Origin of the sequence: Candidatus Tisiphia endosymbiont of Nemotelus uliginosus (genome assembly GCF_964264835.1) — a bacterium.
In the GTDB taxonomy this organism is placed as follows: Bacteria; Pseudomonadota; Alphaproteobacteria; order Rickettsiales; family Rickettsiaceae; genus Tisiphia.
This window is the reverse complement of the sequence record NZ_OZ183485.1, coordinates 975,400-1,000,279: the sequence shown is the minus strand read 5'-3', so window position 1 is coordinate 1,000,279 and position 24,880 is coordinate 975,400. Positions and strand designations below refer to the sequence as shown.

Here is a 24,880-nt window from a genome sequence, read left to right as displayed (position 1 = left end):
GTATTAAGAAGGTTTTGTGTGATATTTTAACAATCAGGGGGCTTTAAAAGTAAAGTAGGACTTACTTGGCAGAGTTGACTAAACTTAACCATTCATCTTCATAAATAATTTTCACCCCTAATTCTTTGGCCTTTTTTAGTTTACTACCCGCCTGCGCACCCACTATGAGCAAATCTGTATTAGCAGAAACACTGCTAGTTACCTTAGCCCCTAATTTTTCTGCCTGTAGTTTTGCTTCAGCCCTAGATATAGTTAATAAAGTGCCAGTAAATATTATAATTTTTCCGGTTAAAGCAGTAGCATGAAGTTGCGTGTTATATTCTTGTATTGTTAAGATTTTACTCAGCTTGTCAATAATTTCTCTATTCTCCTTAATATCAAAAAAATTAATAATATCTATTAAAGTTTTCTCGCCTATTCCTTCTAAGTCATTTAATTTTCTATAATTTTGTTGATATACTATATTTTGGCCAGGGGTTGCTATTGGCACCTTATCTATAGCAGATATTCCTCGACTTAAGGATTCCATAGTAACAATAAAATTAGTATAGGTTTGAAATTCTAGGGCTAATAATTTAGCATTCTGTTGGCCAATATGTCTGATTCCTAGGGAATAAATAAATCTATCTAAGGAAACAGTTCGGGATTTTTCAATATTGCTAAATAAGTTTTCCACCGATTTTTTGCCCCAACCTAACATATTTTCTAGTTTGACTAAGTTTCTTTCATTGTTTTGGGGTAGATAAAAAATATCCACTGGGTTGGTGATTAAAGATTTGTCTAGTAAGAACTTTATTTGTTTTTTCCCTAAACCTACTATATCTAAAGCATTTTTGGAAGCAAAATGGCAAATCCTTTCATAGCTTTGAGCCGGGCAATTTAAACCATTATCACACCGGATTATTATGGTGTCTTCATAATGTAAATGGGATCCACAAGAAGGACAAGTAGAGGGTATAGTAACTTGTTGTGCGTTGTTTTGACGCTTAGTGAAATCTACGGAAATAATTTGTGGAATAACATCGCCGGCTCTTTGTAAGAACACATAATCATTGAGTCGAATATCTTTCTTGATGATTTCCTGATAGTTATGTAAAGTAGCTCTTGATACTGTCACACCGCCAATAGAAGCTGGGTTTAGCGTGGCTACCGGGGTTAATACTCCTGTTCTGCCTACTTGTACATTAATATTGATTAGTTTAGTTTGGCCAACGATGGCTGGAAATTTATGGGCGATAGCAAATCTAGGGCTTCGGGCAATAAAGCCCATACGTTGCTGCAACGCAAAATCATTGAGCTTATATACTACCCCATCAATTTCATAAGGTAATTGCTCACGCAAATTGGTTAAATATTCATAGAATGAGAGGATGTCCTCTAGGCAATAAGCTAACTTGTGGAGGTCATTTACCATAAAGCCTAGAGCTTTCAGCTTCTGTAGTAATATATCTTGGGAATACGCAATTTCTGCATTGGTAGCTCCTATGGCATAAACTAAATATTTTAATGGCCTGCTGGCAGTAATAGCAGGATTTAATTGCCTCAGTGAGCCAGCAGCTGCATTGCGGGGATTAGCAAATTTATCCTTTTGTAATAATTCTTGAGTTTGATTTAATAATATAAAATCTTCTTTATTGATATAAACTTCTCCTCGGATTTCTAATAATTTAGGAGCTGACGTAAGTAAATGAGGAAAATATTTAATAGTTTTAATATTTTCCGTAATATTCTCTCCGATAAAACCATCCCCTCTCGTAGAGGCAATTTTGAGCTTTCCTTCTTCATAAATAGCTGAGAAAGATAAACCATCAATTTTAGGTTCACAAAAAATAGGAGGGCAATTTTCTAAGCGCAAGAAGTTCTGAATTTTTTTGGTAAATTCGATTATATCTTCCTTATTAAAGGCATTGCTTAAAGATAACATTGGCACTAAATGCTTGACTTTAGAAAATTTGTCAGAGTTACTACTACCTACCTTTTTGGAGGGACTATTGGGCAGAATTAGATGGGGGTATTTCTGTTCAATCTGTAAATTGAGATTAAATAATTGATCATATTGTGCATCAGAAATTATTGGTGCATCATATTGATAATAGGCTTTGTTATGCTTTTCTATTTCAGTTGCTAACATCTTTAGCCATTCTTTGGCTTCTAGCTCTGAAATATGCTCAATACTAGTGGGGATATCTTTCATATGTAATTAAGTTTTGGTATTATACTGCTGCGCTTTCAAGAATTGTTTTTTTATTTTATCAAGGATTCGCGTGCTTACGTACTTAAGTGTATGTTTTGCGCGCCCGCCCCTGGCAAATAAAATCCAATTCTTGAGATCCCAACAATATATACATTTTAATATGATCTATTTAAGAGAAAGTCTATTAATAGCTTTAAGTGATCTTTATAAATATTTTGGAGGGAAATTTGATTCAGTAGCTTATTGACGGCATAGTGCATATGTTCTAAATACTCCATAATTTGGGATCTAATATCATATTGTAGCATTAAATCTTTTACCACTCTAAATTCCATTTTAGTTCTAGTATTAGCTTTTAGCATTTGAGAGATTTTTGCTTGCCAATCACTATCTAGCTGTTTATACAAAAAAATTAATGGTAAAGTAACTTTTCCCTCTAAAAAATCATCTCCTATATTTTTACCAAGTATTTCGCTATTTCCTAAATAATCAAATAGGTCATCAATAACCTGAAAAATATTTCCTAAAATTTTACCAAAATCATGTAAAATATTGCAAATATTATCAGGTTGATTAGCAATGCGCGCTCCTGCTTCACAAGAGGCTCCAAATAATTCAGCAGTTTTTGCCAGAATAATTTCTTGATATTCTATTTCATCAATAACTCTTCGTTCATTTAACTTAACTAGTTGTGCTACCTCGCCTTGCGATATAATGGCTGAGGCTTTTGCTAAGGAGCTCATTGCTTTAATAGAACTGGTGTCTACCATCAATTGAAATGCCTGGCTAAATAAAAAATCTCCTACTAAAATGCTAGCTTTGCTACCCCAAATAACGTGTGCTGTAGGTTTAGATCGTCTCATATTACTTTCATCTACTACATCATCATGCAATAAAGTAGCGGCGTGGATAAATTCTACTGCAGCCGCAAGTTTTATGTTATTGTCTCCATTATACCCGAACATTTTACTAGTTAAGATAGTTAATAGCGGTCTAATTCTTTTGCCGCCAGATTCCAGTAGGTGCTTTCCTACTAGGGTGACTAGTTCTTCTTTGACGGATAAACGATTTATAATCACCTCATTTAATTGAGCCAATTCAATTGTTAAGTTTTGATGTATTGTGGTGATAATATCCAATGTATACTCACTTGTTGTTAAATGCCGCATATTCAAGGTTGATTTGATTTATTATGCAGGCTATATGTATGCTCTTCGCCTTTCAAGAGTTGGATTTTATTTTACAGGGTGAAAGTGCGCGGAGCGTACAACAAGTACGTGAGCATAGTTCAAACCCCGATAAAATGCAAAAACAACTCTTGAAAGGCGAAGAGCATATATAAAATGATTTACTCTTATCCGTCTTCTATTGAATCGTTTCCTGCGTGCTTGTATTATCTGTTTCTCGCATTGGTTGGAATATTAATTGTTTCAAGAAGTCTGGGTGCTCATTAAAATCAGGCACTAATTCTTGCATTCTTTGTGCTAAAGAATCATTAGGGCCTAAATGATCAGCCGCTTTATTATATAATGTTAAATAATATAAGGGCACCACCTTATTAATCTCTACTGTGCCTATTTTTCCTTTTTTAATATTATAGGACTGTAAGGAATATTCAAAACTTAAATCATCTGAAGTAGAATCTGGATAATCTGAAAGTAGTTTCAGCAAAGTCTTGATAGTTTCTGTATATACTGTTCTACTTTCCTCTGAAAACGTTTTAAACTTGCCTAAATTAAGAATGTAATGGGCGATAAGCTCCGTTGGTTTGATATAATTATTTAACATGATATGGCCATGAAGATCAAATTCTTGCAACTTACTTATCTTACTATTCATAGTTGCACGAAAGCCAGTATGATTAGAAAATAAACTTAAATTATTTATTTGTGCTCGTGTTATATCATTGCCTCTAGAAAGGGTATTCATGTCTAAGTTAAAAAGATATTGACGATTTTCTAATTCAGCCAAATTAAATTTTTCGTGATTATTATTAATATGAACTAGCTCTTCTAGCCACAACTTATTATTAGTGGAGGTTTGTAGATATGGAATCCAATGTTGCATATGATACATGATTGCGTCAGAAAAACCTGGTTTTAAATCTATTTTAGTGCTAATTTGTAGTTGAGTGTCATAGTTATTATCCTCCGCTTTATTGCGATATAATAGAGTAGTATCTAGTGCAAGAATTGGGCTTGAAGTTTTAGCAGAAATAATATTGATTTCATAGTCTTTAGGTACGTCATTCAGTAATGACTTATTAGTTTTTATATAGAACTTCCCCTCTATATTACAGGCAAAAGGGGCGGTAAATAGATATAATAATATCCCTGACGGTAGTTTTCTGTTAATAATGTTGCTTTCAATTATTTTGGTGGCGTAATAAATATTAAGTTTTTGCGGTACATTATTTTTAAAATCAGCTAAGTTAGTATAATATTTCTTTTTCTCAAAGGTTAAAGAGAGAGAAGTATAATCTTCATCATATATCTTTGTCTGATCATATAGATCAAATATTTGAGTTTTGTTAGAACTTAATTTGATCTCTTTGATAAAATTAATAATTTCAAATAGGTTTCTTTGGTGTAATAACACCTTAAATAACTTAATACTAGAAGGAATTTTTATTATTAAAGAATAATTGTTAGTATTAAATATTGTGCCAGATTCTGTTTTTATCGGCTCATAACCACTAATTGTTTTTTTATATTGGCTAATTGCTTTGCCTGAATATTCAATAAAAGCAGATTGTTTCAGTAAATCATAACCTAGCTTAATTGGTGAGTGCAATTCAATGATAATATCTGAACCCTCTTCGCACCACTTATGTATCTGAACACCTAACTTAAAAGGAAAGCCGTACCATGAAACTTGCGAAAACTGCATATAATAATCTACCTTGCTGTTGGTTATTAATTGAGTGCTAAGCTTTCTGTTGGCATATTGTTTGTTCATAGTGTAAGATATAGAAATAGTAATTATAAACCAGACTATGGTATATAATAAAAACAAGCCAGCAATAAAAGCGGAGATATATATTAATTTTTTTTTCATTGGATCTCATAATTTCGATATTGCGTTAACCGAAAGTTCACTATATGGTATTTGGTTAATGGCATAATTTGATATATTCTTTGTTTAAGTGCACTATATTCCATAACCACAGGAACACTATAATAATAAAAATTATTAATAAATAAGAAACTATTGAATCAAATGTGGCTGTTGGCATTATAATAAAAATAAATGATTGTATAAAGGCTCCTAAAGATTTGCCAAATTTGGTGCCAATGACTTCAACGGCCGCTTTACCTTTGGTGCGCAGTTCTAGGGGCAATGGGATATATGCCATTTCTTTAGTAGAATCAAACAATGAATATTTAGTTGATTTACTTAACACGTTTTGTATGCCTCCAATAATAACAGCAGCATAAATGGGATTAAAGTCTTTTATCCCAAAATCTATATCTTCAGAAAAAATAACAAATATAAAAAAGGATAGGCCAGTAATAGAAAACATTAAAGGGGTGAGTAACGCTGAAATTAACCAGGTAAATTTTCTAATTACATTGCTGCCAACTATCATAAAAGTAACACAAGTTATTCCCATCCAGATATTAAATCTTCCCATAAAATTTATATAATCTAAAGTATTAGGGTTGAGCTCTCTTACTTTAGCCTTCCAGGGTCCTTCGACTATATTAATTAACAATCCATAACAAATTATTAATAAAGCTATATGTCCCATATATTTTGATTTCATCACCATTCTAACACTTTCTATCAGTGATAAAGAAGTCTTAGCTTGTATTTTTGCAGTATTAAAATCATATTTTAGTATTGCATCATTTAAAATAATATAATTAATTAACCTAAATAAACACATTGAAACCACACCAGCCAGTACGATTATAGCAATAATAGGCTTTAACATCATCTCTGATTGATGTTGCATATTAGGGATCAATAATAATTTAGGATTAACGCTAGCTAGATCAGAGCAAATTACTAATAAGTTGCCAGCTAAAACTAGCCCAATATTGCCTACCATTCCTAAAATTGGATAAAAGCGTTTGGCTTTATTAGTATCAAAAATATTATTAGCAAATTGCCAGAACATTAAGTTAATAATCACGGCACTCCATAGTTCTGAACAAATATACATAATAGCATAGCTCCATTTACCAATGATTTTGATAAACCACCTAAAATTAGGATATAAATATATTAAATGTTCTACTTGTTCATTTGTTGGATGATAATATTCTTGATTAGGGTAAATTATATAGGCAAATATTAAGAAAAAAAGTAGGAAACTAGAAATGATTATATAAAAAATATATTCAAAGCTTATTTGGTTACTAAGCCTTACATATATGATAGTAAATATAATAGAAGAGGGTAGAACCAACCAAAGCTTTAAAAAACTGATCACTTCTGCGCCTATAGAAGGGATCACTAGACCATCTTTAACCGACCGAAGCGCGCCAAAATTAAAGAGAATACATAGCATCATCAGTGCCATAGGCAAAAAAAGCTTTAATTCTTCTTTCTCTATTGGCCAAATAATTTCTTGCAGCTTAGAAGAAATACTTTTCAATGGGAACATTATTTTATATCAAAAATTGTCTAAAAGCTCAATAACCATATTAAACAACCAGCATTATAATGAGGTGGTATTCTTTTTTTTATAAGAATCCATCTTAATAAATATCTCGTCCCAGGTTCCGGTAGTTGCTGCCTTGGTATATTCAGTCACTCTATTTTCAAAGAAATTAGTATGTTCTACACCGTTTAAAATTGTATCTAGCCAAGGGAGGGGATTATGGTCTACTAGGTAAATTTCTTTTAACCCGAGCTGCATTAGTCTACGATCTGCTATATAACGTATATATTGCCTTACCTCTCTAGCCGTCAATCCTTGAATATCTCCTACTTCAAAAGCTAATTCAATGAAAGCATCTTCAAAATGTACTATAGTAGCACAAGCTTCATAAAGGTGACTTCGTAATGCTTCAGTCCAGATTTCAGGATTTTCTCTAATAAAAGTCTTGAATAACATTATAATAGAGTCGGTATGTAATGTCTCATCGCGTACTGACCAAGTAATTATTTGTCCCATTCCTTTCATTTTATTGAAGCGGGGAAAATTAAGTAAAATAGCAAAAGAAGCAAATAATTGTAAGCCTTCAGTAAATGCGCCAAATACCGCTAGAGTGATAGCTATATCTTGTTTAGTTTCTACACCAAAACGTTGCATATAGTCATATTTATCTTTCATTTCTTTATATTTAAGAAAGGCTTGATACTCAATTTCCGGCATTCCTACAGTATCAAGTAAATGAGAATAAGCAGCAATATGAATTGTCTCCATATTTGAGAAAGCAGATAACATCATTAACACTTCGGTTGGCTTAAATACTCTAGAATAATGTTTCATATAGCAGTTATTTACTTCAATATCAGCTTGCGTGAAAAATCGAAATATTTGGGTTAGTAAGTGCTTTTCCCCAGGGGTAAGATTATATTTCCAATCTTTGATGTCATCAGCTAATGGCACTTCTTCAGGTAGCCAATGAATTTTTTGTTGAGTATGCCATGCTTCATATGCCCATACATAAGAAAAGGGCTTGTAAATCGGGCTGGCGTCAAGTAACGACATAATATTTCCTTTTTAATTTTTTATTAGACTTCCTACATAACCTCAATTCGATATAAGAATTAATGTGTAAAACCGCTTTAAACCTGATTGTTTCTATATATTGTTCTAAAATTAGATGTAACAAGTTACATAGAACTTCAGGTTACATAAACCGAGCTAGTTGGTGATTTTATTATCAAAACTTGCCTGCTGTTTCCTAACAATCGTCTATGTTACGGCTACTTGGCTCAGCTTTGTTTTCCCAAAAAATCTCGATACCTTTTTTGACTTATGCTGGAAGTTTATTGACAAGCTAAACATTCATCATAGTTGTTAGAATTTGACCCTTCGTTATTTTGCTTATTAGCCATTTCAATATCAGCAAAATCTACTTTTATTATATTGTGTGATACCTTATCTGCTCTTTGAATCGAGGTTGATCTGCAATAATAGAGGCTTTTTATTCCTTTTTTCCAGGCTGTAAAATGGATGTTATGTAAATACATTTTACTTACATTGCCAGCTAAGAAAATATTTAAGGATTGAGCTTGCGAAATGTAAGGGGTTCTATCGGCCGCCAGGTCAATAAGCCAATTTTGATCAATTTCATAAGCGGTTTTAAATACTTCTTTTTCATGGGCAGATAAAAATGTTAGATGTTGAACAGAGCCTTCATGAGTGGCAATAGATGACCAAACTTGTTCGTTATTGAAGCCTTTATTGCTTAAGACTTTTTCTAAGTATTTATTGCGTACGTTAAAAGAGCCGGTAAGAGTTTTTTGTACAAAACTATTAGCAGCATATGGTTCAATGCCAGGGGAGCTATTACCAGCAATAACAGATATTGAAGCAGTAGGGGCAATCGCTGTCTTATTACTAAATCGTTCTTGACTACCCACCTCAGCTGCGTCAGGGCAGGGGCCCCGTTCATTGGCTAGAATTTCTGAAGCTCTATTAGCTTCTTGCTGAATATGCGCAAATATTTGTTTATTCCAAACTTTTGCCATTACTGATTCTATTGGAACATCCTTTGATTGTAGAAATGAATGGAAACCCATAACGCCAAGACCTATACTTCTTTCACGCATTGCGGAGTATTTAGCCCGTACCATGGAATCTGGTGCTTTAGTAATGAAATCTTCCAGCACATTGTCTAAAAAACGCATTATGGCTGGAATAAATTGTTGATCATTTTTCCATTCTTCAAAATATTCTAAATTGACAGAGGATAAGCAACAAACGGCAGTTCTGCAAGCACCTAAATGATCTTTGCCAGTAGGTAGCGTAATTTCGCTACATAGATTAGAGGTTTTTACTTGCAAACCAAGTTGTTGATGATGCAAGGGAATGTGTTTATTGATAGTGTCAATAAATATAATATAAGGTTCCCCAGTTTCTATTCGGGTTGTTAATAATTTAATCCATAGATCTCGTGCTTTAACAGTACTAATTACTTCGCCCGTAGCCGGACTAATTAGTGGAAAATCTTTGCCATCTTCAACAGCTTGCATAAATGTATCAGTTAATGCTATGCCATGGTGGATATTTAATGCCTTACGATTAGTATCACCGCCAGTAGGTCGTCTTAAATCTATAAATTCTTCGATTTCAGGATGGTTAATTGGCAAGTATATTGCAGCACTTCCACGTCTGATGGAACCTTGCGAAATAGCAAGCGTCATCGAATCTACTACTTTAATAAAGGGCACAATCCCAGAAGAATTGCCCTTACCATGTATTTTTTCGTTAATAGCCCGCACATTGCCCCAGTAACTCCCTATACCTCCTCCCCGTGAGGCTAGCCAAACATTTTCAGTCCACAAATTTACAATTCCTTCTAAACTATCATCTGTTTCATTTAAAAAACAAGAAATAGGCAGTCCCCTGTTGGTTCCCCCATTACTCAGAATTGGAGTTGCAGGCATAAACCATACTTTGCTGATATAGTTATATAATAACTGAGCATGTGCTTCATCATCGGCGTAGTAGCTGGCAACTCTAGCAAATAAATCTTGGAAATCCTCTCCTTCTAGTAAATACCTGTCTTTTAACACAGCTTTGCCAAAATTGGTAAGTAATGCATCACGTTTTTTATCAACTTTTATATGAAATTTATGGTTTGTATAAGTGGACATCGGAATATTAACTCAGTTTACAAATTATTTAGATTCTTTAATTATGCCAATTTAGGATAACATTCTAGAGCTAAACTGCCTGACATATTAGGATAGTAGAGGGACGTCTTGTATATTGTGATCCTAAACTAGTGGTCATAGTAAATACGAGAATTGTATTTTATTCAATGAAAATATTATTAATTATTACACATTTTTATCTTTACAAAATTAAATTAAGCGTTTCTTTCATTATATTGCTTTGATCTTAAGAGTTGAATTTTAAATTGAATAGGCATGCAAGTTAGGCTCTGTGGAGAAAAATTAATTCTTGAGAGATGAGTAGTATACGTGAAGTTTAAGGTAAAATGCAACAATAATTCTTAAAGAAAGTATTATTAAAAGATTTATGCGTCCCTAGACTTGCTACTGCTCAAAATAGTCCCTTGCATAATTAGCATATTGTTGGCAAAAATTCTTCTAATTCGGTAATGTTGGAAATATTAGTGAGCTTAAATTTATGGTTAGTTTTTTTTAACATGCTTGTTAGCACCTGACTTGAACCAATTTCAACGATTTCTTCTATTTGGTGTTTTGCTAATTCATCGATCGTTTGGCGCCATCTGACTCTACCACAAATTTGTTGCACTAGATTTTGCTTTATTTCGATAGGATTAGTAACAATTTGAGCAGTAAAATTTTGGATGATAGGTACAGTCGGAATATTAATGGGTATTTCCTTTAAAGTGTCAGCCATTATATCCTCAGCTCTTTTCATTAAATCACAATGAAAAGGGCTGCTAACATTTAATTTAATTGCCTTATACCCTAAGTCTTTTAAGTTAATGATAGCTTGTGCTATTGGTTTAGATTCTCCGCTAATTACTATTTGCCCCTCAATATTATCATTGGCTATTTGACATACTCCAATATGGTGTACCTTAGCGACTATTTCTTCAAGTATCGGTAAATCAACACCTATACAAGCTGCCATTGATCCTTCTTCAGTATAAGCGTCATACATAGATTGACTACGTGTTGCTAGTAATTTAATGGTGGTTGGTAAGTTTATACTTTCTACCCCGCAAAGGGCCGTATATTCCCCTAAAGAATGTCCAGCAACGTATGAGCAAAGCTGGTTAAGCTGTTTATTGGTTTGTTGTTTGATAACATTTAATATTGCTATAGATACTGCCATAAGCGCAGGTTGCGCATTAGTAGTTAATGTTAAGTCACTACTTGGTCCATTGAAAATAATATGATTTAACTTTCTTTGAAGGATATCTTCTAAAATTTCAAATACCTCTCTTGCGACTCGGAAATTATCATAGAATTCTTTTCCCATGCCAACAATTTGAGATCCTTGACCTGGAAAGATAAATGCTCTATTCATACAGTAATATGTTAATATAATTTTAAACGTAAACCATAGATTATGAGAATTTCCAAGATCCTGTCAATAATTTTAATTAGTTTGAAGTTATTCTTTTTAGAAGAAGCGTTAGCAATTGATGCAATCAAAGAGGTGTTTACGTGCCTTGAAAAGAAAGAGTGGCAAGAATGTGAAAGTTTAGCAACAACTTGTGGGGATGTGGTCTTAACTAAAATCATTTTATCCCAAAAATTTTTAGATTTGAACTATAAAAATAATAGTTTTGCAGAAATAATAAAATTTATACAATCCAATCCTCATTGGCCGCAAGTTAACCAACTCAAAGTGATTGCAGAACAATATTTAGATTATGATACGAAACCGTTATTAATTGTTGAGTGGTTTAATCAACATAAACCAGCTACTGGCTCTGGGTACAAATTTTATGCGCTAGCAAGTAGTGCATTAACCCAGGATTCCAAGAAAATAGCCAAAATTATTAAAGAAGGGTGGGCTTATGGTACGTTTTCTTCTATAGAAGAAAGTGAATATTTAAAGAGTTTTAAACATATTTTATTAGAAACAGATTATGTAAATAAAATTGAGACAGATTTGTGGCTTGGAAATATTGAGAATGCTAAAAAATATATGCGGTATGTTAAGGAAGGTTATAAGAAAAATTTTCTTGCTCAGATTGCTATTATCAATAAATCTGCGGCAAGTGAAGACCTTTTTCATAAAGTGCCAAAAGCGTATTATACTGATGGCTTATTGTTTCGCTATTTAGATGCCAAGAAAAAAGAGCCACCTACCAGTAAGGATATAGAATTATTCCGTAAGGTAAGGCCAAATAAAATACGTTCAGTAGAATGGTGTCGTTTGCAAAATTATTATGCTAGAGAATTTATCGATCACAAGGATTTTGTTAGTAGTTATCAAATAATTAGTTTACCTATCGCTGCCCATGCAGAAGGAAAAAGAGAGGCAGAGTGGTTTAGTGGGTGGTTAGCTCTTAGCTTTTTGAAGAAGCCAGATCTTGCTTTAGGTCATTTTCACGCATTTATGAAAATTGCCAAAAAACCTTTAAGTTTATCAAGAGGCCAATATTGGTTAGCTAGAAGCTACGAAGCAAAAGGAGATCAAAATAAAGCGACTCAGTTTTATAATCAGGCAGCTAAATACTCTTATAGCTTTTATGGCCAGTTAGCTAATATCGAGCTTAAAAAAAATCATATCATTTTACCTAAAAATCCTGGAAGAAGTAAAAGTAATGATAATGAAGTAGTAAGAGCAATAAAATATCTCGTGACATATAATCAGCCTGATTTAGGGTTAATATATGCTAAAGACGCGATTGAAAAATCATTAAAGCCTCTTGAAATTGCCCTTATTACTGAGATAATGGGCCCTAATTGTAGCATTTATCATAAAGTTGAACTGGCAAAGGTCGCATGTCAATGTCATACTTTTATAAAAAATCACGCTTTTCCTACTCCCTACATGTCAGTAGTACAAAAAGCTCCAATAGAAACTGCGTTAGTATATAGTATCATAAGGCAGGAATCCGTATTTAATCAATATGCGGTCAGTACCGCCAAAGCTAGAGGGCTAATGCAGCTTATAGAACAGACAGCGTGTGATACTGCTAAAGCTATCCGCCATAAATGTGATATTCGTAAACTCACGCTAGACCCGGATTATAATATTAAGTTAGGGAGTAATTATCTGAAAGAAATGTTACAGCAATTTAATAATTCATATCTTCTAGCGATTATATCTTATAATGCTGGACCTCGGAATGTTAATAAATGGATTGATTTATTTGGGGATCCAAGAAATTTAAAAAGTTTACGGCAAATAATTGACTGGATCGAGTTAATACCTTATTCTGAAACTAGAAACTATGCACAGCGTGTTTTAGAAAATTTACAGGTCTATAGAGCGATTTTAAGTAACAATACCAATTTAAAGTTGAAACAAGATCTTATATCTCGCAATAGTCAAAATTAGAAACCTATGCCTTACCCTAACGAAATAAAATCTAATAAAAAGCAAAAGAGTTATGCATTATTAACTATTCTAGTCAGTTTAGTGGTATTACTATATTTTGTTACTATCATGAAACTGTCAGGTTAAAATAATTTATTAAGTTTTAGTAATTTTTATGTATTGTATTATTTTATAACATTTTGTATAATAAGTAACTATAAGTAGAATTAATTCAGTAAAAATCAACTATTTAAATTAGTGAAGGTTCTAAAATGCCCACAAAAAATATTTACCTACTATGTACTATCTTTGTTTTGTTATTATTGGGTCTTATTTTTTTGATTTATAATAAGTCAACTAAAACTAATACGAGTACTGAGATGGTAGAAGTAGTCACTGTTATAAAGAATCATAGATTTGACCCAGATATTATTCATGTGCCGAAGGGAACAAAAATTCGTTTAGTGGTGCATAATCAAGATAATACAGTAGAAGAATTTGAAAGTCACGACTTGCACCGTGAAAAAATTATTATGCCTAATGATTCTATTAATATCATTCTTGCTCCTTTAGCGCCCGGTAAATATGAGTTTTTTGGAGATTTTAATCAAGATACAGCACAAGGAGCACTAATAGTGCAATAAATTGTTAATCAGCGGAATAGTTTAAAAACTATTATTCTGATTAAAAATATGCTACATAATTGTCTTAGAAGTTTCTGGATCAGAATAGTGAGATATATTTTGCTGGTGTAATAAAATTTGTCCTTAACATAGATGCGTTATCCTGAGGAGTTAATTACTTCTCGGGCTATGAAAATTAGTTTATTAAGAGTTAAAGATGTTTAAAATAGCATTAGTAGTATTTAGAGAGTGTTTAGAAATAGCGTTATTACTTGGTATAATACTTGCTGTTACTAAACAAATAGAAAGATCAAGAATTTATATAATAGCAGGCAGCATGCTGGGAGTAGTGTTAGCTGCTTTATTTGCTTTTTTTACTAGTACTATTTCCGTCTCATTTAGTGGGATGGGTGATGAGTTATTTAATGCAGCAATTATTTTACTAACGGTAGTATTAATTAGTTGGACTATAGTATGGATGCAAGGATATGGTATTAGAATAAAACAGCATTTTAACGATTTATCCGAGAAGATTCATAGCGGCAAGAGTAGTTGCATAATGTTAGTGCTGATTGTGGCGGCAACTCTTCTTAGAGAAGGTATGGAAATTATTATATTAGTTTATAGTATTTCATCGGTTGAAGTAATAGATGCCAATAGCTACTTGTTGGGTCTGATTATTGGAATGGTCAGTGGATTTGCGCTAGGTATTGTTATATATTTGGGTTTAATAAAATTAACAAATCAACAATACATATTTCGTATCTCTTCGATTTTATTAATGCTAATTGCTAGTGGTTTTGCAGCAGAAGCAGCCGGGATATTGTCATCTTCAGGGGTTGTTATGGTCCTTTCGGATCAACTGTGGGATAGTTCGTGGCTTGTGTCAGATAGAAGTATATATGGTAAGTTATTAAATATGGTTACCGGTTACACTGCTAGACCTAACGGTTTACAAGTTGTTTTTTATATTACTACTATAGTCTTAATTAACGTGTTAATACAAATAAAAACCTGGTATATAGAGAATAAAAATTCTTATAAGGAAGGTATTAAAGGGGAAATAAAATAATTTATGCTTAAATTGTTATCAGAATTTGCACCATTAGTTGCTTTTTTTACGGGATATTTTTATAGAGGAAACATAGAGAGCGCTACGCTTTATATGCTTATTACTTCTATTGTATGTATTAGTATCTATTATTTAGTAGAATATAAAATACCGATCTCTACTTTAATATCATCAGGGGTATTGTTAGTGTCAGCTAGTATAGCGTTAATTAGTGGGAATTCTATGTATATAAAAATTAAGCCCACTATTTTATATGTCATTTTTGGCATTGCATTTTTTACTACTGCGCGCAAAAATAACACTTTTATGAAATATATGCTTAAACATTTTATACAGCTGGAAGATAGGTGTTGGAACATTTTAAGCTATAGAACTGCAGGTTTTTTCTTATTTATGGCAGTATTAAATGAGTTAGTCTGGCGTAATTGTGCAGAAGCTACTTGGGTTAAGTTTAAGGTATTTGGCGCAATACCAGTCACAATAATCTTTATATTATTACAAATGCCGTTCATATTAAAAAATAAATTACCCGAATCTTCGGATCAAGAACAAGACAATTGAACAATAGACTGCCGGCATAAATCGATCTAGGTTGTGTGAAGGAAATTGTTATAGTAGACTTCTTTTAGAGCTCGCTTCTGGTAGGGAATTTGAAGAAGGCTCGGAGCGTAGGGCCGCAGTGTACATGAGGATTTGAGCCTAGATTCGACGTACAAATTACCATCTCGAGTAGAGTTTGGAAAGAAGTCTAGTGTGATTTACGCGTATTTTAGCTCAAAATAGCAGAAATTTTTTGAAAATGGTGCACTATTGACTTGCAAAATTCCCACTATTTTTCGATTAAAATGCTCTATAAATTACCTCTATAAAAATTTCCTTCATACCACCTCACAACCTTATACCATTTCCGAAAACTAATTAGCACTAGGAGTACGAGTACCCGCTACCTGCTACCTGCTACCTGCTACCTGCGCGTACAGACGTATCACACTACTGGACAAAAATAGAAGATGGTTGAAAAAGTACAAAAATTGTTATCTGCTAAAGCTCGTTTTTAGCAATTATTATCTCAAAAATAACATTTTGTACTTAAAATAATATGTTTTTTTAACCATTTTCTATTTTTGTCCAGTAGTGTGACAGACGTATACGTGAGGAGCAGGAGAGCATGAAGTACGACGAGCGTAGATCATTAGTTTTCGGAAATGGTATTATTTAAGAATCTTTCTTTAGTTGATTAATAATAGTTTTCATTTTTTCTTCATTGAGATCTTCAAAAAAGTCATCATTAATTTGGACGACTGGTGCATTAACGCAAGCTCCAAGACATTCAACTTCTGTCATGCTAAATTTGTTGTCTGCAGTTAACTCTCCAAAGTTAATCCCTAGTTCCTTTTGACAGATAGTAGTGATTGCATCACTCCCTCTTAACCAGCAAGGGGTAGTTCCACAGATTTGTATATGATATTGACCTACTGGCTGTAAATTAAACATAGTATAAAATGTCGCTACTTCATAAGCTCTAATAAATGGTAAGCCAAGTAAATTCGCTACATATTCTATAGAAACTCTAGGTAGCCACCCATTCATTTGTCGTTGAGCCAGGTCGAGTAAAGGTAGGATAGCGCTTTTTTGCTTCGTGTCGGGGTATTTCTTAATGATATTTTGAGCTTTTTTTAAGTTCTCCTCATTAAAACTAAAATTTATTGGTTGATTATTCATCGATCAATTTCTCCAAAAACAATATCAAGGCTTGCAAGAATGGTTACTATATCTGCCATTAAATGGCCTTGAGCCATAAAGTCTAACCCTTGTAAATGTGCAAATCCTGGTGCTTTAATCCGGCACCTATATGGCCTGTTAGTACCATCCGAATATAAATATACTCCAAACTCCCCCTTGGGAGCCTCTACACATCTATACACTTCGCCGGCAGGAACATTATAACCTTCAGTATAAAGTTTAAAATGATTAATCATTGCTTCCATTGATTCCTTCATTTTTGCTCTAGTTGGAGGAGAAATTTTCGGATCAGGAGTTTTAATAGGACCAAGGGGCATTTTATCAAGGCATTGTTCAATGAGCTTAAGTGATTGATACATTTCCTCTACTCTAATTAAATAGCGATCATAACAATCCCCAGTTTTGCCAACTGGCACCTTAAAATCTAACTCTGCATATATATCATAAGGATTGGATTTCCGCAGGTCCCATGCAATCCCTGAAGCTCTGAGAAGGGGACCAGAAAACCCCCAGTCCATAGCTTCCTGTTGGCTTACTACTCCTATATCTACCAGTCGTTGTTTCCAAATTCTGTTATTAGTTAATAAGCTTTCAACATCCTGTAACTTTTTAGCAAATTGCTTGATAAAATGATTAATATCTTCTAATATACCTTCGGGTAAATCTTGGGCAACTCCTCCGGCTCTAAAATAATTTGCATGCATTCTAGAACCAGACACCCGTTCATAGAATTCCATAATTTTTTCCCGTTCTTCAAATAACCATAATAAAGGAGTGGTAGCTCCAACATCAAGGGCAAGAGTAGTAATGTTAAGAATATGATTAAGAATGCGCGTAAGCTCAGAAAACATGACCCGAATAAATTGAGCACGTCTTGGCACTTCACATTTAAGCAAGGTTTCAACAGCTAAAGCAAATGCGTGTTCTTGGCACATTGGTGATACATAGTCTAAACGATCAAAATAAGGAATAGCCTGAAGATATGTTTTGTGTTCAATTAACTTTTCAGTACCCCTATGAAGTAGTCCAATATGAGGATCTGCTTTGTTAATTATCTCGCCGTCCATTTCTAAAATTAATCGTAGTACTCCGTGAGCTGCTGGATGTTGAGGGCCAAAATTTAAAGTAAGATTAGATTTTTGGTTGGCACTATGGTTGTTATCTGGGCTTAACTTACCTTGGGGCATCTCCTTAAACCCATTAGGGATTACAGAAGAAATATTTTTATTGGTATGAATCATATAGTTTGTACTGATTATTAAGTTCTGGGACCATTATACTGCCTGCCTATAGTGCAAAAAAGCCCTGTAGGATTTTGAAGAACAAAACGAAGCTGAGCCGAGCAGCCGTAACATAGGCGATTGTTACTTGCCGGAAGGCGGCGTTTTTACAAAAAAATCACCCACTAGATAGTACTAGTGCAGGAAGTCTATTTATTTGCCTTTTCATCTCCAGGTAATACATAATTAGGTCCTTGCCAATTAGAAGTAAAATCAAATTCTCGATATTCTTGTTCCAATTTGACTGGTTCATATACTACTTTTTGCAGTAGTTCATCGTATTTCACTTGAACATAGCCAGTTAAGGGGAAATCTTTTCGCAGCGGATGGCCGACGAAATCATAATCAGTTAAGATGCGACGATGATCATGGCTACCGCTAAAACTGATTCCAAACATATCATATATTTCACGTTCATACCAGCAAGCAGCACTAAATATTTTAGTAATGGACGGTACTATCGTGTCTTCGCATAGTTCAATTCTTACTAATAAGCGTTTATTTAATTTAAGGCTTAATAAGTTATAGGTGACTTCAAATCGTTTAGAACGGTTTAAGAAATCAGCAGCAAATAAATCTGTTAAAATAGTAAAGCGCAAATCTTTTGTTTGTTGTAAAGAAGATAAAAATAATTTTAAGTCCTCTAGACTAGACTTATAGATTGGTAGGTTAGTTAAAGCTAGAGGAACCACATTCAACTGTTGCTTTTGTATTAATTCCTCAATTAACTGTTGCATAATTTGCCTGGTTTAGGTTATTTAAGTGTTAACCACAGCTTGTCTAAATCTGGTGGTTCTTTTGATTTTGTTTTGTAATTGTATTAAACCATAAATTAATGCCTCCGCGGTAGGGGGACAGCCAGGTACATATACATCAACAGGAACAATTTGATCGCAACCCCGCACCACGGAATATGAATAATGATAATATCCTCCACCATTGGCGCAGCTACCCATTGATAGTACCCATTTAGGTTCTGTCATTTGATCATAGACTTTGCGTAGAGCTGGAGCCATCTTATTGGTTAATGTTCCAGCTACGATCATTAAATCAGATTGTCTTGGACTGGGTCTAAATAACATACCAAAACGGTCCATGTCATATCTGCTAGACGCAGCTTGCATCATTTCGACAGCGCAGCAAGCAAGACCAAAGCTCATAGGCCATAGAGAATGTGCTCGTGCCCATCCTAGTAGATCATCAAGTTTGGTAAGCAAAAATCCTCTGTTAGATATTTCGTCGTCAAATATTTGATCTGGTTGTGGTAACGCTATTGTATTATTAAATTGTGGTGCTAGAGACATTTTAACTGTTGTCATTTACTTCAAACCTTTATTGTTCTTATTCATTACAGCAATAGTATTATTATGGCGCAATTAAAGGCAATTAGATGTTAGTTTTGCTATTTATTCCCATTCTAGTGCTCCTTTTTTCCATTCATATATGAAACCAACAGTGAGTACAAATAAGAAAAACATCATTGAACAAAAGCCAACTAGACCTATTTTCCCTAAAGTAATAGCCCAAGGTATTAAAAAAGTTACTTCTAAATCAAAAATAATAAATAAAATGGCTACGAGATAAAAACGTACATCAAATTTATTTCTAGCATCTCCCACTCCCTCAAAACCACATTCATAGCTTTCTAGTTTAGCTCGATTATACTGTTTGGGGCTTAAAAGTTGGGGTAATGTCATTATTAATAATGACAAAACAAATGCTATACCAAAAAATATAGCAATGGGCAAATATTCTTGTAAAACACACGAAACTGTTGGCATTACTTTATGTTGAAATGTTATTTATTGGTTGCAGAAATTAGACTTTCTGCACTAGTTCTATCTAGTTGGTGGTTTTGTTAGCAAAACCTACCTCCACTCCTCATGCACCTAGCGTGGTGGGTCAATAAAATGACGGCTCTTGCTTGAGATTAAACTAGTATACTTGCACAGCATTAACATTATACTATATAAAACTTTCAAAATAAATTATATATTTTACTTCTCACAATAATATTGATCAGATGAGTATAATATTTTAGTTAGCTTATAAACAATCTTTGACAAACACTTCGTAAATTGGGTGTTCAAAAGTAGAAAGCGATATGCTGGCTAGAGTGAGCCAACCTTGAAAAATTACCCGAGCATCTTCATCAATTTTATGTTCTGTAATAGTGAATAACATATAAGTATCTTCATTATATGGATCAAGATTTTTCATACATTTATGGAGCTTAATCTGGATATTACCAAAATATTGTGGTTCCTGTGGCTTAAGCAATAATTCTTGGGAGGTAGCGGTGATTTTATTTAAGGCAATAATCCTGCCCGAGGAACAGCTTGTTAATTGTGAGCTTTGATTATCTAGCTTTCCTGCAGAATCATGAGGCAAAGTATTATTGAAGATAAAATGATTTTGTTCATCAGTATTATTAATGATTTCATCAGTAGTATCAAGGACGTCTATATTAGTGAATACAGAATCTTCTTGTCCGTAAGCTGGCAAAGTACATAAAAAAAACGCTATATTTATAAATATCAAATATTTTATTAGTGGTTGTAGCATTGAAAATAGTGATTATAATTAAATGGTAAGTTACAGTAATCTTTGCACATTACTTTGCAATAAATTATATATAAGAATATTAAGCTTGTATATATTTATATTGAATAGCATAATGCGCAGTTGCTCAGGCTATATCCTGAACGCACGGAATATATAAATGAATATATAAATATTTAGTAGTTTTAGTAATTTTTCTATTGTAATTTATTTTTCTATATAGCATATTTATTACTTATTGTAATTCTAAGCCAATCTTAAGAGTTTAATGTTAAGTTGGTGTTGTGTGCTGAATTTAATATATTCATTTGCTTTCAAGAATTATTTTTCATTTTATCAAGGACTTAGCTTTGCTCAGTTGCTAGTATGCTATTTCTGCGGGCCTACTTACTGGTAAATAAAATGAGGGTTCCTGAGATCAAACGAGTATATATTATATATTTTAATACTATTTGAGTGAATATTGATGCAAGCTGTTAATCATTTGATGTTAACTGACCAGCAGGTTAGTAATAAAATTAGAGTTGTCCTTTCATATTGTTCTATATTACTTTTTATAGGTTTTACTATTTTTGTCACTTTATCTATCAATAAATTTGTTAATGATAAGATGTTCATTACAGTAGTACAGCCAGAAGCTGAAGCAGTGCCTGAAGAACTACCTGAGGCAATTTCAAAAACTATCATTGTGCAAAAAGGGGATACTTTAAATGCCATCTTGTTACAACAAAAAATTCCAAATAATGAAATAGCGTCAATAATAAAATTAATACAAGACAAAATCTCTCAATTTGCATTAAAGGTAGGGCAAACTCTCATATTTGATTATGAAATTAAAATTACTGAAGAAGAAGGGCAGGATCTTGCCTCTGAGTCATGGACTCTTAGTAAACTCACTATAGTTTTTGATAAATTAAATTCTTTGGAAATTATTAGAGCAGATCAGGGTTTTTATGCCCAAAACGTTGTGGTGGCTCTTAATAAGTTTTTAACTAAGTCATCTGTAGTGATTAATTCAAGTTTTATGGCAGCCCTAAAATCTTTGGGCTTATCGAATAATAGCATTAATGAGTTAGTGAATGCTTATAGCTATCAAATTGATTTTCTGCGACAAATTAAAAACGGTGATACTGTGTCTGTTATCACTGAAAAATTTGTGACTAAAGATGGTAATTTTTCTCATCATGGAAGGGTTTTATATGTGAATCTTAATTTATCAGGACAAGAATATAATATTTATCGATATTCTCCAGATAATCTCAAAGATAACCATTCGTTTTTTTCGGAGGATGGGAAGAGCGTTAAGAGAAGCTTATTAAGGAATCCAGTTAAATTTATGCGAATTTCTTCACATTATGGGATGCGAAACCATCCAACTTTAGGTTATAGTAAAGCGCATAAAGGGGTTGACTTTGCGGCGCCAACTGGTACTCCAATTTATGCGGCAGGCAATGGGGTGATTACTGAAATAGGGTGGAAATCAGGTTATGGAAAATGGGTGCAAATAAAACATAGTCAAACTTTATCCACGAGTTATGCCCATGCCTCTAATTTTGCAAAAAATCTTAAAGTAGGCAGTACAGTAAAACAAGGACAAGTAATTGCATATGTCGGGAGTACTGGCAGGGCTACAGGACCCCATTTGCATTACGAAATTAAAATTGCTGGTAAAAATGTTAACCCTATGCACGTTAAAACTACTCCTGGAGTAGAGCTGACAGGTAACAAGCTGGCTCAATTTAAACAATTTAAAAATAAGATAAAAACTTTAAGTAATGAACTTGATACTAAAATTGAAGTGGCTGATAATGCGGATACAAAGTTTTTTTGAGTCATTTTCTTAGAGTTAACTATTTAATGTTCTTGATATTAACCCGCACCCTATGAAAAGTTGCAATTTAAATCATGTATATCCCATTTAAATTAAAAAAATTTTTACTCATTATACGCCGCAGTAGTAATATAATGCTTAAGTTAGTGATTATAGATCAGGCAGTAAAATGGTGGTTTATAAATTATTTCATAAGCAATAAGGTAAGTTCATTAAAAATAACCAGCTTTTTACACATGGTTGAGAGCTGGAATTATGGGATAAGCTTTGGATTATTACGACATTATTATCAATATAGTAATATGCTATTTTCAGTATTAAATTCTGCTATTACCATATATTTATGGAGTATCTTAGTCAGGTGTAAGTCCATGATGGAATTTATTGGGTATAGTTTTATAGTTGGAGGGGCAGTGGGGAATTTAATGGATAGGTGGTTTAGAGGTGGGGTATTTGATTTTATTTATTTTCATTATAAAGATATTGGTTTTCCAATCTTTAATTTAGCCGATAGTTTTATTTCATTAGGGGTCGGAGTATTATTATATGATTATTATCAAATTAAAAAAATCGTTGAACAACGCAAGGTAGTGCAATATAATGATGCGGTAATTCAGAGTGAAGCGAATAGGATTCGTGAGCTTGCTTATAAACACAATATGAATGAAGGAGATTAAGTGCGTATATTCTTTTTATTAATCGCTATTTTCTTAACATTGTCTGCGTGTAATAAAAAAATAAAAGAAACTATAGGAATGGCCACCACAGGGCCTAATGAATATTTAGTGAAGCGTAATAAGCCGTTAGAAATGCCTCCTCATTATGAATTGCCTTTAGTAAAAACCATTGAGGAAAAAAGTAATACTCAGCAAGTGACAGATCAGCTTAATGATGGAGAAAAAGCTTTAATCAACGAGATAGGTAGATAATAGATTGCTTAAATAATTTGAGTTACGCGACAAACTCTATCTCTATATTAGAGAAGATAAATCATCTTTTTGATATCCACAATAAATGTTAATACAATATGTCATTGCTGCTTTCACAAAAGCATAAAAAAATCGGTATATTTGGTTTAGGCAAAACTGGTATAGCTTCTTATGAAGCGCTTTATAAAGTGGCGCAAGTAATATGCTATGATCAAAATAGTGTTAGTAGAGAGGCTTTTACTAAAATTTATGGCGATGATAAACTAGTGGATTTATCGGATTCTAGATGGCAAAACCTAGATAAAATTGTTTTAAGCCCTGGCATTCCCTTATCTCATGAGATTGTGCAATTAGCTACTGCTAATGATATATTAATAACTTCCGACATAGAATTATTATTTGATGAAGTGAGAGGGGCAAATTTCATCGCTGTGACTGGCACGAATGGTAAAAGTACGACAGTATCATTAATTGGTTATATTTTACAAGCCAGGGGTTTTAATTATCCAGTTGGTGGCAATATTGGTATTCCAGTTTTGGGTATGGATTTAACAGCTCCTGGCTATGTATTAGAAGTGTCTTCATTTCAGCTAGATTTATTACAAAACTTTAAAGCGAAAATTGCCATACTTCTCAATATTACTCAAGATCATTTAGATAGGCATGGTAGTATGGAGAACTATATTGCTGCTAAGCAGAAGGTTTATGATAGATTAGATAAAGATTCCTTTGCTGTAATTAGTGTTGATAATGAAATCACGAAGCAGCTTTTTGAGCAGTTAGCCACAGAAAATAGGACTAACTTGCTTCCTATTTCTACCCGTAAAATTCTTGCTACAGGAGTGTCAGTTTATCATAACATGATTTATGATAATATAGCATCCTCTCTTATTTTACCACTTGCTAATAATAAATATTTATTAGGCTCTCATAATCAAGAAAATATTGCCGCTAGCTACGCGGCTTGTCGTATCCTTGGCGTTAGGCCAGAAGAAATAATTACTGCTATCATGGAATTTAAGGGCCTCCCGCATAGGATGCAGTATATTGGTACAATCTATTCAGATATTGCTGATTTTAGTAAGAGGCATTATTTAGGCGATAATAATAGCAATAAGGTGAATTTTTATAATGACAGTAAAGCTACGAATGCGGATGCTGCTTCTAAATCGCTTGCCTCTCTTGATAATATATATTGGTTAGCAGGAGGAATCTCCAAAGATGCTGGTATTGCGGAGTTAGAACCACTATTTCATAAAATTCGTAAGGCTTACCTTTTTGGTCAGGCTAAGGAGATATTTGCTTTAACACTCGAGAAGAAAGTACCATATCAAATTTGTACGGATTTAACAGAGGCGTTTAATATGGCTATGCGAGATATCAAGGTAGATGAGAGTAAAATAAAAAATATTTTATTAGCGCCAGCTTGTGCTTCGTTTGACCAGTTTAAAAATTTTGAGGAACGCGGAGAATTATTTATAAAATTATATAATGCTGCGGTTAATGATATAAAAAACATGGCATAAA

At 33.2% G+C, this 24,880-nt stretch carries 21 protein-coding genes; 8 read left to right on the top strand and 13 right to left on the bottom strand.

The window, feature by feature from the left end:
• Positions 1–61: 61 nt before the first annotated feature.
• From ligA to ACFELV_RS04335, 7 genes are all read right to left on the bottom strand, one after another.
• On the bottom strand, positions 62–2,194 hold the full coding sequence (gene ligA / locus ACFELV_RS04365; protein WP_375326916.1) for an NAD-dependent DNA ligase LigA: 2,133 nt from the start codon (positions 2,192–2,194) through the stop codon (positions 62–64).
• A 155-nt stretch (positions 2,195–2,349) separates the two neighbouring features.
• A complete protein-coding gene (locus ACFELV_RS04360; RefSeq protein ID WP_375326915.1) occupies positions 2,350–3,363 on the bottom strand; it encodes a polyprenyl synthetase family protein in 1,014 nt (337 codons plus the stop codon).
• A gap of 196 nt (positions 3,364–3,559) precedes the next feature.
• Positions 3,560–5,251 (bottom strand): hypothetical protein, encoded by a 1,692-nt coding sequence (locus ACFELV_RS04355; protein ID WP_375326914.1) that lies wholly within the window; start codon positions 5,249–5,251, stop codon positions 3,560–3,562.
• Between the two features lie 55 nt (positions 5,252–5,306).
• Positions 5,307–6,806 (bottom strand): Npt1/Npt2 family nucleotide transporter, encoded by a 1,500-nt coding sequence (locus ACFELV_RS04350; protein WP_375326913.1) that lies wholly within the window; start codon positions 6,804–6,806, stop codon positions 5,307–5,309.
• Positions 6,807–6,860: 54 nt separating this feature from the next.
• Positions 6,861–7,859, bottom strand: a complete 999-nt coding sequence (locus tag ACFELV_RS04345) for a ribonucleotide-diphosphate reductase subunit beta (protein ID WP_375326912.1) — start codon at positions 7,857–7,859, stop codon at positions 6,861–6,863.
• A gap of 281 nt (positions 7,860–8,140) precedes the next feature.
• Positions 8,141–9,973, bottom strand: a complete 1,833-nt coding sequence (locus ACFELV_RS04340) for a ribonucleoside-diphosphate reductase subunit alpha (RefSeq protein WP_375326911.1) — start codon at positions 9,971–9,973, stop codon at positions 8,141–8,143.
• 433 nt (positions 9,974–10,406) lie between these two features.
• Complete coding sequence (locus ACFELV_RS04335) at positions 10,407–11,345, bottom strand: ACP S-malonyltransferase (protein WP_375326910.1); 939 nt, start codon at positions 11,343–11,345, stop codon at positions 10,407–10,409.
• 39 nt (positions 11,346–11,384) lie between these two features.
• Here ACFELV_RS04335 and ACFELV_RS04330 point away from each other — a divergent pair, with 39 nt between their 5' ends.
• The 4 genes from ACFELV_RS04330 (at position 11,385) to ACFELV_RS04315 (ending at position 15,569) form a co-directional block, all read left to right on the top strand.
• Entirely contained in the window at positions 11,385–13,334 is a 1,950-nt protein-coding gene (locus tag ACFELV_RS04330; RefSeq protein WP_375327512.1) for a lytic transglycosylase domain-containing protein, read from the top strand.
• A gap of 251 nt (positions 13,335–13,585) precedes the next feature.
• Complete coding sequence (locus ACFELV_RS04325) at positions 13,586–13,957, top strand: cupredoxin domain-containing protein (protein WP_375326909.1); 372 nt, start codon at positions 13,586–13,588, stop codon at positions 13,955–13,957.
• A gap of 196 nt (positions 13,958–14,153) precedes the next feature.
• Entirely contained in the window at positions 14,154–15,008 is an 855-nt protein-coding gene (locus ACFELV_RS04320) for an FTR1 family protein (RefSeq protein WP_375326908.1), read from the top strand.
• Positions 15,009–15,011: 3 nt separating this feature from the next.
• Positions 15,012–15,569, top strand: coding sequence for a septation protein A (locus ACFELV_RS04315; RefSeq protein ID WP_375326907.1), 558 nt, complete (start codon positions 15,012–15,014; stop codon positions 15,567–15,569).
• A 654-nt stretch (positions 15,570–16,223) separates the two neighbouring features.
• Here ACFELV_RS04315 and nuoE read toward each other — a convergent pair.
• From nuoE to ACFELV_RS04285, 6 genes are all read right to left on the bottom strand, one after another.
• Positions 16,224–16,730 carry an NADH-quinone oxidoreductase subunit NuoE gene (nuoE, locus tag ACFELV_RS04310; RefSeq protein WP_375326906.1) on the bottom strand — a complete coding sequence of 169 codons (507 nt, stop codon included), beginning with the start codon at positions 16,728–16,730 and terminating at the stop codon, positions 16,224–16,226.
• A complete protein-coding gene (gene nuoD / locus ACFELV_RS04305) occupies positions 16,727–17,938 on the bottom strand; it encodes an NADH dehydrogenase (quinone) subunit D (RefSeq protein WP_375327511.1) in 1,212 nt (403 codons plus the stop codon). Before nuoD ends, nuoE begins: the two co-directional genes overlap by 4 nt.
• A gap of 242 nt (positions 17,939–18,180) precedes the next feature.
• Positions 18,181–18,768 (bottom strand): NADH-quinone oxidoreductase subunit C, encoded by a 588-nt coding sequence (locus tag ACFELV_RS04300; protein ID WP_375326905.1) that lies wholly within the window; start codon positions 18,766–18,768, stop codon positions 18,181–18,183.
• A 21-nt stretch (positions 18,769–18,789) separates the two neighbouring features.
• Positions 18,790–19,350, bottom strand: a complete 561-nt coding sequence (locus tag ACFELV_RS04295) for a NuoB/complex I 20 kDa subunit family protein (protein WP_375326904.1) — start codon at positions 19,348–19,350, stop codon at positions 18,790–18,792.
• Positions 19,351–19,437: 87 nt separating this feature from the next.
• Complete coding sequence (locus ACFELV_RS04290) at positions 19,438–19,812, bottom strand: NADH-quinone oxidoreductase subunit A (protein WP_375326903.1); 375 nt, start codon at positions 19,810–19,812, stop codon at positions 19,438–19,440.
• A gap of 265 nt (positions 19,813–20,077) precedes the next feature.
• Complete coding sequence (locus tag ACFELV_RS04285) at positions 20,078–20,581, bottom strand: DUF2155 domain-containing protein (protein WP_375327510.1); 504 nt, start codon at positions 20,579–20,581, stop codon at positions 20,078–20,080.
• A 478-nt stretch (positions 20,582–21,059) separates the two neighbouring features.
• Between ACFELV_RS04285 and ACFELV_RS04280 the strand changes: the two genes are divergently transcribed.
• The 4 genes from ACFELV_RS04280 (at position 21,060) to murD (ending at position 24,879) form a co-directional block, all read left to right on the top strand.
• On the top strand, positions 21,060–22,424 hold the full coding sequence (locus ACFELV_RS04280) for a M23 family metallopeptidase (protein WP_375326902.1): 1,365 nt from the start codon (positions 21,060–21,062) through the stop codon (positions 22,422–22,424).
• Between the two features lie 74 nt (positions 22,425–22,498).
• Positions 22,499–23,101: a signal peptidase II gene (gene lspA / locus ACFELV_RS04275; RefSeq protein WP_375326901.1), complete on the top strand. Its 603-nt coding sequence runs from the start codon at positions 22,499–22,501 to the stop codon at positions 23,099–23,101.
• Positions 23,102–23,353 (top strand): DUF3035 domain-containing protein, encoded by a 252-nt coding sequence (locus ACFELV_RS04270; RefSeq protein WP_375326900.1) that lies wholly within the window; start codon positions 23,102–23,104, stop codon positions 23,351–23,353. It begins immediately after the preceding gene.
• Positions 23,354–23,460: 107 nt separating this feature from the next.
• A complete protein-coding gene (gene murD / locus ACFELV_RS04265) occupies positions 23,461–24,879 on the top strand; it encodes a UDP-N-acetylmuramoyl-L-alanine--D-glutamate ligase (RefSeq protein WP_375327509.1) in 1,419 nt (472 codons plus the stop codon).
• The last annotated feature ends 1 nt before the right edge of the window (position 24,880 follow it).